The organism is Legionella donaldsonii (genome assembly GCF_900452385.1).
Taxonomy (GTDB): Bacteria; Pseudomonadota; Gammaproteobacteria; order Legionellales; family Legionellaceae; genus Tatlockia; species Tatlockia donaldsonii.
The window spans coordinates 124,816-139,552 of sequence record NZ_UGOA01000001.1 but is presented as its reverse complement, the minus strand read 5'-3'; the positions used below and the strand labels follow the sequence as shown (position 1 = coordinate 139,552).

Genomic DNA, 14,737 nt, shown 5'->3' with positions numbered 1-14,737 from the left:
TACTTATTTCTCATCAAATTTCAGGCGGCGTAGTGAAGCTGTGATAAGGTGGGGGTGAAGGTAGAGTCCATTCCAGGCCGTGTGCACCTTCCCAAACTCGAGCATCTACTTTCTTACCGCCACGCACTGTTCTTATCACATTATACAAAAATAATAACTGCGAGAACCCAAAAATAAACGCACCAATCGAAGAAATCATATTGAAATTAGTGAATTGCAATGCGTAATCAGGAATTCGCCTTGGCATTCCAGCCAAACCTAAGAAATGCATAGGAAAGAATGCGATATTTACTGAAATAGTAGACAACCAGAAATGCCATTTTCCTAAACGCTCGTTGTACATATGTCCGGTCCACTTTGGTAACCAGTAATAGGTTGCCCCTAGCAGAGCAAATATAACGCCAGGCACCAAAACGTAGTGGAAGTGGCCAACCACAAAATAGGTATCCTGGTATTGGAAATCTGCTGGTACCAAGGCCAACATCAAGCCGGTAAAACCACCAATAGTAAAGAGGAAAACAAAGGCAATGGCGAAAAGCATCGGGGTTTCAAAAGTCATTGAGCCTTTGAACATCGTACTGACCCAGTTGAAAACCTTAATACCAGTCGGCACCGCGATTAACATCGTTGTATACATAAAAAACAATTCTGCGCCTAAAGGAACACCCGTAGTAAACATATGATGTACCCAGACTACGAAAGAAAGTATCGCGATACTTGCGGTCGCATAAACCATGAAATGGTAACCAAATAGTGGTTTACGGCTAAATGTAGGAATAATTTCTGACACCACACCGAAGGCAGGCAGAACAAGAACGTATACTTCCGGGTGACCGAAAAACCAGAATACATGTTGGAATAAAATGGGATCCCCGCCGCCAGCCGCTTCGAAAAAGCTGGTGCCAAAATGCCTATCGGCAAGCATCATTGTTACAGCCCCGGCTAATACTGGCATAATAGCAATTAGCAAGAAAGCTGTAATCAACCACGTCCACACAAACATGGGCATTTTCATCAAACTCATGCCTGGAGCCCGCATATTCAGAATTGTAGCGATAATGTTGATCGAACCCATGATGGATGAAAGTCCCATCATATGAATGGAGAAAATCATAAAATCAGTGCTGGGAGGGGCATATTTGGTTGACAAAGGCGCATACATCGTCCAACCGAAATTCGGTCCACCACCGCTATGAAACATGGTTGAGCCCAAGAGTACAAAGGCAAAAGGCAATATCCAGAAACTCCAGTTATTCAAACGTGGCAGAGCCATATCAGGCGCACCTATCATCATAGGAATTTGCCAGTTGGCCATCCCTGTAAATGCAGGCATAACTACCCCGAAGAGCATAATCAAACCATGAAGCGTGGTCATTTGATTAAAGAAGTTGGGGTCAACAAATCGCTGGCCAGGCTGAAAAAGTTCAGCACGAATAATTAACGCCATGGAGCCGGCAATAAAAAAACTGATCAACGCCAACCAGAGATAAAGGGAGCCAATGTCTTTATGGTTTGTTGTAAACAACCATCGTTTTACAAAACCGCTTATTCCCTTTCCCTGTTCTGGGCCATGATGTTCGTCGTGATCAGTATCATGCGTTAATATATCACTCATCGCAAACCTCCAGCTTGAGCTTTATTCACCATTTTAGGTTGTTGATTATCACCCTGACGTATTTTTGCAACATCGGCAGGCTGAACTTCATCGTTAGTATTATTTTCCCAAGCATTACGCTCATAGGTAATAATTGCGGCAATTTCAGCATCGCTTAATTGGTCTTTATACGCTTGCATAGCAGAGCCAGGTATGCCATGCAGAACCAATTCAATATGACGTGAAATCGGTTTTCCTACTGCAACCGAACTTCCTTTAAGAGCAGGGTACATAGGCGGTATCCCTTTACCATCCGCCTTGTGGCAAGCTGCACAAATGAGATCGTATTTTTGCTTACCCATACTCATCAGTTCAGCACGAGTCATTTTCGGCTGTTCTGTTGGCTGAGCAACGCTGGCATCATATTCATCCTTGACCTTAACCTGCTCAGCAACCCACTTATTGAACTCCTCATCACTGACTGCTTTTACAACAATGGGCATAAAGCCATGGTTAATACCACATAATTCAGCACACTGGCCTCGATAAACCCCAGGCTTTTCTATTCTGGCCCAAGCCTCATGCATGAATCCTGGCATGGCATCCCGTTTTATGCCAATCTCGGGAACCCACCAGGAGTGAATCACATCATTAGAAGTCACCAAGAAACGAATTTTTTTATTAACCGGTAAGACCAGGGGTTTATCCACTTCCAGCAAATACCACTGTCCTTTCTTCTGCTTATTCTGTATTTGTTCATAAGGAGTCGATAAATTACTAAAATAGCTAATACCTTGATCGAGATATTGGTATTGCCATTTCCATTGATAGCCAACAACTTTAATGGTTACATCAGACTCCGCAGTGTCATCCATCCGCATCAAAACTTTGGTAGCAGGAATGGCAAGGCCAACAAGAATCAGAAATGGAATTATCGACCAAACAATCTCCAGGCGAGTATTGTCATGAAAAGTAGCCGGTGTATAACCTTTCGATTTACGATGGTGGATGAGTGAGTAAATCATCACCCCAAACACCACGATACCGATGATCGCACAAATCACCATGGCAATCATGTGCAAATCATACATGTCGTTACTTAAAGGCGTCACACCTTTATACATATTTAGCTGCCATTTATCCGCTGCAGCCATTACGGCCTGGCTCATCACCAGTCCCGTCAAGGCGGCAAGCACCTTGCTTACCTTAAACCTGTTTAGCATCCCCGTCCTCACCTCTTTAAATGGCCAGGTATTCTTCGCTGGCCAATAATTAAATAAATTTATAATCAAACCAGAAACGATACCTCAATTACCAGAGGGAAAAGTTCCCTTCCGTTTTTGATTGACTCACCATATATTTAATTGCCTCAATAACCTCACCGGTTGTGCAATGTTTACACCCACCATTTTTCGGATGTGCTTCACCCTTAATCGTATTTTCAATTAAGACATCCATGTTTTTGGCAATTAATGGCTCCCAGATCGCCTTATCACCAATTTTAGGTGCCCCTTGCTTGCCTGAGTCGTGGCACATGCTGCAATTTTCGTTATAAATTTCTTTTCCATTGGAAGGGTATTTTTTGGATCCACCCGCCGCCAAATCGCTCCACTGTGATCGGGATAGCGATTTGTTAAGAATATAATCAACTGCAGCTAAAATATCGTTATCGGAGCAAGTCACACAAGCCCCTTTCACAGGCATGCTGTTATAGCCGTGGATAGCATGGCGATAAAGCCCGGTTAAACCACTGTTCTTTAAGCGCATATACCAGTTGGCTCCATTGCCGATTAGTGGCGCACCCATCTCCCCTTTTTGGTGACAGATAATGCAAGAATTTACATAAACCTGCTTGCCTCGTTTCAGCGTTGGCTGGCTTTCTGAGGGAGAAATACCCAAAGGCTCCTCGCTTACAACTGTTTTTAAATAGGTAGCAATTGCCAATCTATCTTCTTCAGTCAAGTAAGTTAAACTGTTATGGTTAACTTCTGCCATAGGCCCCGCAACCGGGCCTGCCTTATTAATAAGTTGGCCCTGAGCAAAAACATCTGCCACTTCATAATGGCTTGCTGAGTGTAACCCATATTTCGTGATATTAGGTGCCCAATAACCATCAATAAAACTGCCTGTGAGGTAAAAACGATTCTTAGGCGCCCCAAAAATATTGAGCGGCGTATGACACATACTGCAATGTCCTAAACCATCAACGATATATTTGCCCCGATTCCATGCGGGTGATTTATCCGATTCATAAGTAATATCATTATCTTCTGGGAAGAAAAACAATAAATTCCATCCCCATAAAGAAAAGCGGGCACCGGGTACACCGAAGGGGAAAGGCAAATCCTTATTCTTTTGCTTGACCGCAGGAATATTCATGAAATAAGCGTAAAGTGCGCGCGCATCATCATCCGAAATTTTGGAGAAATAAACATAAGGAAAAACAGGGAAATAATTTCTACCCTGGGGATCTCGCCCTTCTTTTAAAGCGCGAATGAAATCCTGCTCGGTCCAATTCCCAATCCCTGTTTCTTTATCAGGTGTAATATTAGGGCTGTAAAACGTACCAAAAGGAGTATTGATCGGCAAACCGCCTGCAAAAGCTGGCGTCTTCCCTTTAACATCGGTATGGCAAGCAATGCAATCCCCCATCCGTGCCAAATATTCACCGCGCTTAATTAATTCTTCCTGGACACCACTGGCAGGAGTAGTCGGAGGGTAACTAGGGTAATACCCTTCGATCAACGGATCCATCGGTTCGCTGGAGTTTTCTTCAGCAGCCCATAAAGCCCCTGAAAAAGCCATCACCAACGCTAAAAAAGACACAATGATTGCGTTTTTTTTCAACAAAGAGCCCACGCCCCCTCCTTAAACTTATTACCCTTGGTAATCTACAGACAGGAAAAATTAATCTGGCATTTTATACCCCTCCTCACGCAACTTGCAACGTTGTTAGTACTAGATTTAACGAAAAACAACAATAGACTTCTTTCGACACTCGCTGCAGTGAGAGCAGTACGAGGAGAAACGGCTCGCAGAACCACCGTGTACACATCAGTACACGAGGACAGGACTTACGAAAAACTTCGAGGTCGAGGCAAAATTTGATTTTAATGAGGGAGTTTAGCTTAACTAAATGACCGAATTAAAATCAAATTTTAACGAAGAGATCGGAGTTTTTCGTAAGTCCTGGAGGATTCGAGTACTGGATCGACGACGTGCGCCAATACAGTAGAGTATCGAAAGAAGTGTAATAATTCGGCTGACATCTCCGACAAGCGTTGTTATGATTCCATCCTTCATGGACAACCAAGGAATTCTTATGGTGTGGAAAGCGGCAGTTGATTTAGCCCAATTACAACAAACAGAGAGAGAAACGTTGCTTATTGACGGCCACAAAATCCTCTTTATCTGGCATAACGAGCAAGTGCACGCGGTTCAGGCGCAATGTCCACATTTCAAGCTTCCCCTCGCTAAAGGTAAAATTACGGATAACTGCGCTATTGTCTGTCCTTTTCACAAAAGTGAATTTGATTTAGCCACCGGCGATGTAAAATGCTGGTCACCCTGGCCACCTGCTGTAGGCAATCTCTTAGGAAAAGTTGTCAAACCTAAGAACTTGAAAATTTACCCGACCCGAATTGAGCAAGGTAAAATCGAAGTTGATGTCGTTTAAAGGCACTGGACCCTAATTTTCCAGTTAGATTTCAATTAGAAACCGCTTTGCTCCTTCCGCAATTTTTTCTATAAAAAGCTTGTATTGCCTGGCAGGTAACTGCCAGTAATGCAAGTATAACGGCATCAACCAACGTTTATCCGGGCAAAGTTCTACTAACAAACCCTGTGCTAACTCGTCACGAATATCCAGACTAGGGATCCAGCCGTAACCATAGCCCTTTAAAGCGAATTGCTTATATCCCTGCACGGAAGGCACCTTATGATAACGATACCTGGTAAATGAATGCGCAAAGAAATGTTTAAAATAATGCTCCGGTAGGCGATCGCGGCTATCAAAAATAATCACCGGTGCGGCTAACAAATTATCGATCACCGATTTTTTGGCCTTAAAATGACGGGCGATAAAAGAGGGTGAGGCGACTAATAAATAATCCATATGCCCCAACAAGACACATTCACAGCCTGGCAAAGGCCGATCGTAGCTGGTTACACAAGCCGATACTGAACCTTTACGGAAATAATCAATAGTTACTTCCTGATCATCAGTGATGATGTCAATGTTGATTTTTTCCAACAGCGTTAATTCCTCCAACAAACGAACAAACCAGGTTTCCAAACTATCGCGATTCAATGCAACAGAAAGGCGGGCTGGCGTATCTTGTTGAATTTCTTGTAATAAATGCTCTTCTAGCAAACGGGTGCGACGTAGCAAACTAAGTAATTTTTCTCCCAACGGAGTCGCTTGATAAGGCAGTGAGCGAATAAGTAAAGGTTGGCCGAATTGGGTTTCCAATTGTTTGATACGCAAACTTACCGCAGGCTGTGTAATAAATAATTGCTTGGCGGCTGCCGCAAAACTCTGGGTTTGAATGACTGCATCCAAAGCCTGTAAGCCTCTTTGCTCTATTCTCATAAGTAAAACTTATCAATGATTATAATTATTAATTTTAATTATAATTAAAAATGCGCAATAATTGCCACATTTCGTTTCGAGGGATAACTCACCATGACGGTATATCTAAATGGTTTAATGCTCGGCTTATCGCTAATAACTGCTCTGGGTCCGCAGAATGTCTTTCTGATTCGCCAGGGTGCACTACGTAACCACGCCGCCCTTTCAGCCCTCGTTTGTTTTTTCTGCGATATCATTCTGGTTTGTGCCAGCGTTGCCGGTTTGCACGAGGTACTTAAGCTTCATCCTACGTTGCAGGGATGGGTAACCTGGTTTGGAGTCGCCTTTTTACTGTACTATGGGTACAAGACATTAAAGCAAGCTTTGAGCAAAGAAATGCAGATGGCTGCTACCGACGAGCGAACGCCTAATCGTTTGCAGATTGTCATGCTTGCCCTTGGCTTTAGTTTACTAAATCCGCATGCAATTATTGACAGTCTGGTCATCATAGGAGGAGGCAGTAGCCAATTTCCCGAGCATCAACAAGCCTTCTTATTAGGTGTACTGACCTCCAGTCTCCTGTGGTTCAGCTCACTGACATTCACAACCCACTATTTTGCGCATGTTTTGTCTCGGGCTAAGGTTTGGAAGCGCATCGAATTTTCCAGTGGAATACTGATGCTATTTTTAGGTTTAAAACTAGCTTGTGGTCAATTTTAATAGTCTTTATCCCGTAGAAGAAAGTACAGTCCTTCTAACCGCTTCGTTAGCTAAATCTTTACCATTGGATTGTAAAAAGACAGACCACAAATCATCTGTTCCCCCCTCGCCATAAATTTTGAATCGCCACTCTTTGGTTTGCTCACCCGCTGCAAACTGCGTTAATTTTGCTTTAAAAAGAGTCGTTGGCTCATTGTCCCTTTTGGCACGTGATAACATAGAAGCCGGCTCAAGATCACCCATACTCCAAGTGCAAATCGTTTCGCTTTTTACGCAGGGACCTAACGTCAATACAAGATCCTGCAGCGATAGCACACCCAATTTATACCAGTGGTCGCCCGTATTTCGCCCCATTGACCAATTATAGGCAGCAATCAAATCATTTAAGGCTTCCTGATATTGTTTAAATGCTTCTGCATGATGTGCATAGTGATAGGTAGCAAAACAGAACGCCGCTATAGACACAGTAACTAAAGGGAAAACATAGCTCCCTACCCAGGAAGCACTACCAATTACTGCTCCTCTTATAATATTGTTATCGATTCTATGTAAATGTTTTTGTGCTTGTTGGAAACGCAGACAGCGTTTGCCGATGATATCGAGATGGTTCGCCGATTTGTAATTAAAATTCCCATCCCCCAATTCTACTCGCGGGATTAAAGCCGGCTCTTCAAAAAATCCAAACATTAGGCAACTCCATTGCATCACTTGGAATATTTTTATCGCAATAAAAAAAAGATAGCAAGAAACTTAAGAGAGAGAATCAATAAAGAACTAAAGATAGAAAGGGTCAATCAGTGTGTCGCCAATTGACCCAGTGGAATGACACATAGCAAGTCCAACCTCGCGTGGCGAATATCGCACAGCGACGTCAGCATTGTCAATACACAAGAACCCTTTTAGATGAAACTTCTTTCATAACTCGCTACAGTGAGAGAAATACGAGGAAAACGGCGCACAGAACTGCGAAGCATGAGGACTCGAGCACCCTATCGACGACACTATGCGCCAATGGAGTAGAGGTTCGACAGAAGTTTATTTGTTGTTCCTTTACGCATAAGCTAGACTGCCCTCAAGTTCATAGTTCATAGCGGGTCCATCATGTTTTACGGCGACAATGTGCAAGATACAAGACAACTGTTTTTTTCCAGCTGGCAGAAATACCTCCAAAAGCAACCTTTGCTACCTCTGGAACAACAAATTGTCGACGTTATTCTGGTTCATCCTGAATACCATAAGCTCCTGGAAACTGCTTCCTCCTACGACAATCAGCCTTATTTTCCTGAGCTGGGACAAACCAATCCTTTCTTGCATATGGGCTTACATATAGCCATTCGCGAGCAAATTAGTACTGACCGACCTAGCGGCATTGACTCGCTTTATCGTCAATTACTGCAAAAATACAGCGATCGATTGGTAGTCGAACACCTAATGATGGATTGTCTGGCAGAATCTCTTTGGCGGGCCCAGCGCAGTCAAACATTTCCTAATGAAAAAGACTATCTTGATGCCTTAAATCGCCTCTTAGGGGTTGGCTAGGAAAGATTCCTCTTGCGGTTCACCCACCTCACCGCTTTTGCGTAAAAGAAAGAATGGCGTCATGAGTGTACAAACCGTTATGAAATAGGTAAACAGTCCCCCCATCCCAAAAACGTGCATAAACCAGGGCGCCAGTAAAGGCCCTGCCATGGCACCAAGGCTATAAGCCAGTAATAAGCTTTGTGTGCCAGCAACAATATCGCGTGCTTCTAAAGTATCGCAAGCATGGCTAATGCTAATTGGGTAAAGAGTGAAGGTCAAACCACCAAAGAGCAACATCAATATAAAAAAGCACCAGGGATTCATGTGAGTTGTCATTACAATGAAAGAAACAATACTGGTAGCCACTGCAATGAGAATCAGAACTAAACGGCGTGCAACCAGATCGGACAGCCTACCTAATGGATACTGTAATAGCATTCCGCCAAAAATAATGGCAAACATATAGTTCGCTACTTTTGCATTATCATGAAATAAATCACTCAGCAGTGTTGGCATCAAACCGTAGATACCACCCATAATCAATCCTGAGCTTAGGCAACCTACTAAACCCGCCATCGATTTATCAAGTAGTTTCTGTAAACTGAGCGTTGATGCCTCTTCGTATTTCGGTGGATTTACACGAGACATGGCCAAGGGAATAATAGACAAAGAGCAGAGTATGGAAGTCAAAGCAAATAATGATAGCGTGTCTGGCTCCGCAAGATTCAAAAAAAACTGTCCCAAACTCTGTGCTGCATAGTAGCTAATCATGTATAAAGACAGTACTCTTCCCCGATTCATCGCCGTACTTTTCCCAAGCAGCCAGCTCTCAATCACGACAAACAAACCCGCTGAGGCAAAGCCGGCTAAACCACGTAAAAATAGCCACAGCCCAACCTGATAAAAAATACCATGCAATAAACAGATAATTGCCTGCGTAGCAGAAAAAACCACATAGGCACGGATATGACCAACCCGGTTAATGAAGCGATCCATGCGAAACGAGCCCACTACCAGTCCGGCATAAAAGACACCTGTCATGGCACCAATTGCAAGTGGCGACGCTTCACTTAAGGTCATATTCAAGGCTAACAGCGTGGAGAAAAAACCCGTTCCGAGGATAAAAATAAATAAACTCAATAGGGGCACAAAAATCTCAATCATAACAACTGGCATGGTGATACACTCGTTAGAGATTAGAGTAGGCAGAAAAAGATACAAAATGAGCATAACAAACTATTGCCTACACTGCATCCACATTAATGTACTTATCCAAACAAGAGACTAAAAATAAGTCAGACTTAACAAGACTCATCAACATTTTTGTTTTATAGCCCTAGGATCGGTTAAGATAAGCAACCTGCTCCCTATACAAACAACCAATGACCAAAAAAGAAAAAACCACCCATTTTGGCTTTGAATCTGTGGCCTGGGATGAAAAAGAAAAGAAAGTTGGCGCCGTCTTTCACTCGGTTGCCAAGAACTATGATTTAATGAATGACTTAATGTCTCTAGGCATTCACCGCCTCTGGAAACGCTTCACGATTGCCCTAAGTCAGGTCCATGCCGGACATCAAGTGCTCGATTTAGCGGGTGGCAGTGGTGATTTAACCCGTTTACTGAGTAAGAAAGTAGGCGATCAAGGACAAGTTATTTTAGCGGATATCAATGCGGCTATGTTAGCTGTAGGACGGGACCGCCTGTTGGATGAAGGCTTGTATAACAATATCAACTTCGTACAGGCTAATGCCCAAAGCCTGCCTTTTGCTGACAATAGTTTTGATTGTATTACGATAGGTTTTGGTTTGCGCAATGTCACTGATAAAGAAGAAGCGTTACGTTCTATGTATCGTGTTTGTAAACCAGGTGGTAAATTGATGGTTCTGGAATTTTCCACACCGACAATTCCAGGACTAAAACCGATTTACGATTGGTATTCTTTTAATGTGTTACCTAAAATTGGGCAATTGTTCGCGCAAGATGCTGACAGCTATCAATATCTTGCTGAGTCAATTCGCATGCATCCCACCCAGGAAGGTTTAAAGGTAATGATTGAACGAGCAGGATTTGAAGATTGTCATTATCATAATTTAAGTGGTGGAATCGTTGCCTTGCACATCGCCCATAAATATTGAGAGTAATATGATTAAGAAATATTCATTGAAAGCGCTGCAAAAGGCTATTAATCACGCCCTGGCATTAGACGACTCCATGCCAGCCAAAATCGCGGCCTTGCAGGGCAAAGTGCTCGAAATTATCATCGCCCCCTTGGGTGTTAATTTTTTTATTCATTTTGATCAGCAACAATTGGAGTTACTCGCCGACTATGAAGGGCGACCTGATACCATTATTCATAGCAGTCCTCTTGGTTTAATTCGTTTAAGTTTTTTACCGGTTTCCAAAGCCCGCTCTTTATTTAACGATAAAATCCGATTATCAGGTGATGTAGAACTGGGTCAACAGGTCAAAAAACTATTCGATGAACTGGACATTGATTGGGAAGGCCATCTCGCCCATTTTACCGGTGATGTGGTAGCCCATCAGCTGGGCTCCCTCGTCCGCCATGGTTTGGCATTTAAAAAGCAGTTAGGAGAATCACTGCGCCATAATTTGACTGATTATCTGCAAGAAGAACTGGCTGCTGTGCCGCCACGTGAAGAAATCGATGATTTTTTTAACGATATCGATAAGCTGGCACTTGATGTGGAGCGTTTGCAAGCCCATATTAACCAATTGATGGCAGGCCATGAATTCAATTAAACAATTACTAAGACTGCTGCATATTAATTTGATATTGGCCAAAAATGGCCTCGACCAGGTCATTGTTTCCATTCGGCTTTTTTCACCTTTTCGTTTTATCGTTTATCTAAACCCCTGGAACTGGGTGCGCAAAGAAAAATTAACCCGTGGAGAAGCCTTAAGAAAAACCCTGGAAGAGTTAGGTCCCATTTTTATTAAATTCGGCCAGGCCTTATCAACTCGCCCTGACATCCTGCCCCCCGATATCGCATTGGAATTATGTAAATTACAGGATAAAGTCCCGCCCTTTGCCAGTGAAAAGGCTTTGGCTATTGTTGAAGCAGCCTTTGGTCAATCAGCCTTTCAAGTCTTTGCCCGGTTTGATCCCATTCCTCTTGCTTCTGCATCGATGGCACAGGTTCATGCAGCCACCTTAAAAACAGGGGAAGAGGTCGTGGTGAAAATTTTGCGCCCCAATATGCGCAAAATTATTGAGAAAGATTTACGTATTATGTACACCATAGCCAACTTCGCTGACCGTTATTGGGCTGAAAGCAAGCGTCTAAAACCCAAAGAAATTGTCCAGGAATTCGAACATAATTTAATTGATGAACTCGACTTGCAACGGGAGGCAGCCAATGCAGGCCAGTTACGACGAAATTTTCATAATTCGCCCCTTCTCTACATTCCAGAAGTGTTTTGGGACTATACCCGTGAAAATGTCATGGTGATGGAGCGCATCTATGGAATACCTGTCTCTGATATTGCTACCTTGCGGGAAAGAGGCGTCAACATTAAAAAACTGGCAGAACGGGGCGTAGAAATTTTCTTCACCCAGGTATTTAGAGATTGCTTCTTTCATGCCGATATGCATCCGGGCAATATTTTTGTATCACCACTCCACCCTCATGATCCGCAATATATTTGCATTGATTTTGGCATTATAGGCACCTTAAATGACAGCGATAAGCGTTATCTCGCAGAAAATCTATATGCCTTTTTTAACCGCGATTACCGACGCGTTGCGCAATTGCATGTTGAATCCGGTTGGGTTGCAAGAGACACCCGTATTGAAGAATTTGAAAGTGCTATTCGTACCGTCTGCGAGCCTATCTTCGAAAAACCTCTAAAAGATATTTCTTTCGCCCAGGTAGTCTTACGCCTTTTTCAAGTGGCAAGACGCTTCCATATGGAAGTACAACCCCAATTAGTACTCTTGCAAAAAACGTTATTGGCAATAGAAGGCTTGGGGCGCCAACTATATCCCGAGCTTGATCTTTGGGTCACTGCCAAACCCTTTTTGGAAAAATGGCTGAAAGAACAAATGGGGCCCAAAGCATTCATTCGCCAATTACGCGAGAACCTGCCCTTCCTTACGGAGCAATTACCTCATATGCCTCGATTATTACATGACGTATTGGAATTAACTAAAGAGCAAAAAATTCGTGCCTTGCTGCCCGTCAACAACCAGCAAAATGCATACATGACAAGAAATGCCTGGTACAAAGGGCTCGGTTTAGGTATTTTTATTACCATGGCGACAGTCGGTGCGCTCAGTTATTTTAAATTGTTAAACCATGATAAATTGTCAGCTATAGCGATTACCATTGCACTTGCCGGCGGATTTGTCGCCTTTATTAACCGTACTAACAGGAGTTAACATGGGATTAAGTGGGATCAGTCCTTTATCATTACTATTAATATTACTCATTGTTGTAGCCTTGTTTGGTACCAACAAATTAAAAAATATCGGCTCCGATTTAGGTACCGCAATCAAGAATTTTCGCCGCGCTATGAATGAGGATGATGATAAAAAATCATGAGTAGCGGAGAATTATTACTTACTTTCTTAGTGGCCATTGTGGTTTTTGGCCCGAGCAAATTACCCATGCTTGCAGAACATCTAGGCAAACTTGCCCGTCATTTAAACCGGTTAAAAGAGCAAGTTACTAATTTTTGGCAAAACCAATTAAGCGAACAGCAACTCAAAGAAAATACACGCAAAGCAGAAAAAGCAGATGCTGCTTATCAGCAAGAAGATAAACCCTCCTGATTTAAACCCTCCAATACCTGCAAAGCCAATTATTAGCCTGAAACTAGTCAGTCTCCCCACTCTCTCTAATAACAAATCGTGCCCCTGAGCATATCTATGCCCGACTTATCAGGGGCAAAGAAACCTCTACCTCACTGCAAGAGCACATTGAATCACGCAAAAAGGGTACGTAATAACACTTGAGAACCGGACACGAGCACGATTTGTTCAGTGCTTTTTTACCTGCAAAACCAGCCACTACGCCTGTTAAAGTTCTCTTAAGCATCGAATGTTAAAATAATGCTCATATAGATTAATTATTTAATATCGAGATATCATGTTATCCAAACAAGAAGTCGAATCCACCGAAAGCAATTTAGTCCCAACTGCGCTTCCTTATGCTGCTAATTATTCGAAATTTTGCTCTCCTTTTAGTAACAGCTTCGAAAATGCCAAAGCAGTTTTAGGCAATTACTGTACTAGAAGCTGGCTCCAATGGGCTCCCAAAGGCCCTCTTCAGCGCATGGGTAAAAATCGTACTTCAAAAAATATTGATACTGTAGAAGGGCTATTAACTAATCCTCATATTACTTCAATACCCAGACTTGTTTCTTCAATTAATGATCAGATTCAAGATTACTCTACGGATAGCTCTTTGTTGAAGCGTTTGGTATTTATTTGTGCCATGGCAAGCATTCCCTATCAAATCGTTAAGAAAGATGAGAAGTTAGTTTTAGAGCTGCTTGAAGCGCCGGAATTAAGCTTGATAGGTAATAGTATACCAACAACGTTAATTGCAGATAGTTCAAGCTTGTTATTGCAATCTTACAGGCAATACCCTCTTCACCCTGAATATACTGAATCCAGACTAATTGCCTCCGAAGATCGCAATTATCAAGGTGTTATGGTCACTAATGATCCCGCCATGCTAAAACCAGGTAAGAACTATTTATATGTTGTTACCTTAGAGGGCGAAGTCTGGTTTGCACCCCAATTTAACGGTCCAACTAAATTAACCCACGGAGGCTTGGCTCGCCAGGCACAATTACTCTCTGGCGGCTCAACCGGAAATGCCGTTCTTAGTGCCGGTGCCATATCGCTAGGCCAGAAGGACGCCGTATTTAATTTAGCGAGCGGCCATTTCCAACCGGAATTCGGAGCCTATATACCTCTTATTGAAGCCTTAATGGATAAACTTCCTGGTTATAAGTTACTGTTACAAAGAACTTATTACAAAAGTTTAGACGATCGCGCTTGTGTCGAGGCTTCGTTAGATTTAATAGACGGTATCCGAAATCTTAAATTAAACTTACTAACCTATCTGCAGCAAGTTCGCTCTGTTCCTTTGACTGCTGTTGCCCGTAAAATTTTTCTAGATATCAACACTGCCGGTACTGAATACCAAGAGGAAGCTATTAAATTCGATGCAGAAGAGCTAGAAATGTTATTTAAAGATAAAGCGTTAGGAAAAATCATCAGTGACTCTCTGTCTTATTGCCCAGAAGCGATTCAGGAATATGGCAAAAAGCTATTATCAACAGAAACAAACTTCTCGTTGTAA

At 42.7% G+C, this 14,737-nt stretch carries 15 protein-coding genes; 9 read left to right on the top strand and 6 right to left on the bottom strand.

What is annotated here, in order from left to right:
• Positions 1-13 precede the first annotated feature (13 nt).
• The 3 genes from ctaD to DYC89_RS00645 all read right to left on the bottom strand — a co-directional run bounded on the left by ctaD (position 14) and on the right by DYC89_RS00645 (position 4,348).
• Positions 14-1,615, bottom strand: a complete 1,602-nt coding sequence (gene ctaD / locus DYC89_RS00655) for a cytochrome c oxidase subunit I (protein ID WP_115220052.1) — start codon at positions 1,613-1,615, stop codon at positions 14-16.
• Positions 1,612-2,817 carry a cytochrome c oxidase subunit II gene (coxB, locus tag DYC89_RS00650; RefSeq protein ID WP_115220051.1) on the bottom strand — a complete coding sequence of 402 codons (1,206 nt, stop codon included), beginning with the start codon at positions 2,815-2,817 and terminating at the stop codon, positions 1,612-1,614. Before coxB ends, ctaD begins: the two co-directional genes overlap by 4 nt.
• Before the next feature lie 88 nt (positions 2,818-2,905).
• Complete coding sequence (locus DYC89_RS00645) at positions 2,906-4,348, bottom strand: c-type cytochrome (RefSeq protein WP_425451562.1); 1,443 nt, start codon at positions 4,346-4,348, stop codon at positions 2,906-2,908.
• Positions 4,349-4,916: 568 nt separating this feature from the next.
• On the opposite strand from DYC89_RS00645, the gene DYC89_RS00640 reads away from it, so the two are divergent.
• Positions 4,917-5,270, top strand: a complete 354-nt coding sequence (locus tag DYC89_RS00640) for a Rieske (2Fe-2S) protein (protein ID WP_115220049.1) — start codon at positions 4,917-4,919, stop codon at positions 5,268-5,270.
• Between the two features lie 24 nt (positions 5,271-5,294).
• On the opposite strand, the gene DYC89_RS00635 is transcribed toward DYC89_RS00640, so the two are convergent.
• Positions 5,295-6,185 carry an ArgP/LysG family DNA-binding transcriptional regulator gene (locus DYC89_RS00635; RefSeq protein ID WP_115220048.1) on the bottom strand — a complete coding sequence of 297 codons (891 nt, stop codon included), beginning with the start codon at positions 6,183-6,185 and terminating at the stop codon, positions 5,295-5,297.
• Positions 6,186-6,278: 93 nt separating this feature from the next.
• On the opposite strand from DYC89_RS00635, the gene DYC89_RS00630 reads away from it, so the two are divergent.
• Positions 6,279-6,884, top strand: coding sequence for a LysE/ArgO family amino acid transporter (locus DYC89_RS00630; protein WP_115220047.1), 606 nt, complete (start codon positions 6,279-6,281; stop codon positions 6,882-6,884).
• 6 nt (positions 6,885-6,890) lie between these two features.
• Here the strand turns inward: DYC89_RS00630 and DYC89_RS00625 are convergent, their stop codons facing one another.
• Positions 6,891-7,571: a hypothetical protein gene (locus tag DYC89_RS00625; protein WP_115220046.1), complete on the bottom strand. Its 681-nt coding sequence runs from the start codon at positions 7,569-7,571 to the stop codon at positions 6,891-6,893.
• A 414-nt stretch (positions 7,572-7,985) separates the two neighbouring features.
• Here DYC89_RS00625 and DYC89_RS00620 point away from each other — a divergent pair, with 414 nt between their 5' ends.
• Positions 7,986-8,423, top strand: coding sequence for a DUF1841 family protein (locus tag DYC89_RS00620; RefSeq protein ID WP_115220045.1), 438 nt, complete (start codon positions 7,986-7,988; stop codon positions 8,421-8,423).
• On the opposite strand, the gene DYC89_RS00615 is transcribed toward DYC89_RS00620, so the two are convergent.
• On the bottom strand, positions 8,409-9,581 hold the full coding sequence (locus DYC89_RS00615; protein WP_181879290.1) for an MFS transporter: 1,173 nt from the start codon (positions 9,579-9,581) through the stop codon (positions 8,409-8,411). The genes DYC89_RS00620 and DYC89_RS00615 overlap by 15 nt on opposite strands.
• Before the next feature lie 206 nt (positions 9,582-9,787).
• Between DYC89_RS00615 and ubiE the strand changes: the two genes are divergently transcribed.
• From ubiE to DYC89_RS00585, 6 genes are all read left to right on the top strand, one after another.
• Positions 9,788-10,540, top strand: a complete 753-nt coding sequence (ubiE, locus tag DYC89_RS00610) for a bifunctional demethylmenaquinone methyltransferase/2-methoxy-6-polyprenyl-1,4-benzoquinol methylase UbiE (protein ID WP_115220043.1) — start codon at positions 9,788-9,790, stop codon at positions 10,538-10,540.
• 7 nt (positions 10,541-10,547) lie between these two features.
• Positions 10,548-11,165, top strand: a complete 618-nt coding sequence (locus DYC89_RS00605) for a ubiquinone biosynthesis accessory factor UbiJ (protein WP_115220042.1) — start codon at positions 10,548-10,550, stop codon at positions 11,163-11,165.
• The gene (ubiB, locus tag DYC89_RS00600; RefSeq protein ID WP_115220041.1) at positions 11,152-12,804 is read left to right on the top strand and encodes a ubiquinone biosynthesis regulatory protein kinase UbiB; all 1,653 of its coding nucleotides are present in this window, start codon (positions 11,152-11,154) and stop codon (positions 12,802-12,804) included. The genes DYC89_RS00605 and ubiB overlap by 14 nt, the downstream gene beginning before the upstream one ends.
• A gap of 1 nt (position 12,805) precedes the next feature.
• Positions 12,806-12,967 carry a twin-arginine translocase TatA/TatE family subunit gene (gene tatA, locus DYC89_RS00595; protein WP_058443498.1) on the top strand — a complete coding sequence of 54 codons (162 nt, stop codon included), beginning with the start codon at positions 12,806-12,808 and terminating at the stop codon, positions 12,965-12,967.
• Positions 12,964-13,197, top strand: coding sequence for a Sec-independent protein translocase subunit TatA/TatB (locus DYC89_RS00590; protein WP_115220040.1), 234 nt, complete (start codon positions 12,964-12,966; stop codon positions 13,195-13,197). Before tatA ends, DYC89_RS00590 begins: the two co-directional genes overlap by 4 nt.
• A gap of 316 nt (positions 13,198-13,513) precedes the next feature.
• Positions 13,514-14,737 carry a hypothetical protein gene (locus DYC89_RS00585; RefSeq protein WP_115220039.1) on the top strand — a complete coding sequence of 408 codons (1,224 nt, stop codon included), beginning with the start codon at positions 13,514-13,516 and terminating at the stop codon, positions 14,735-14,737.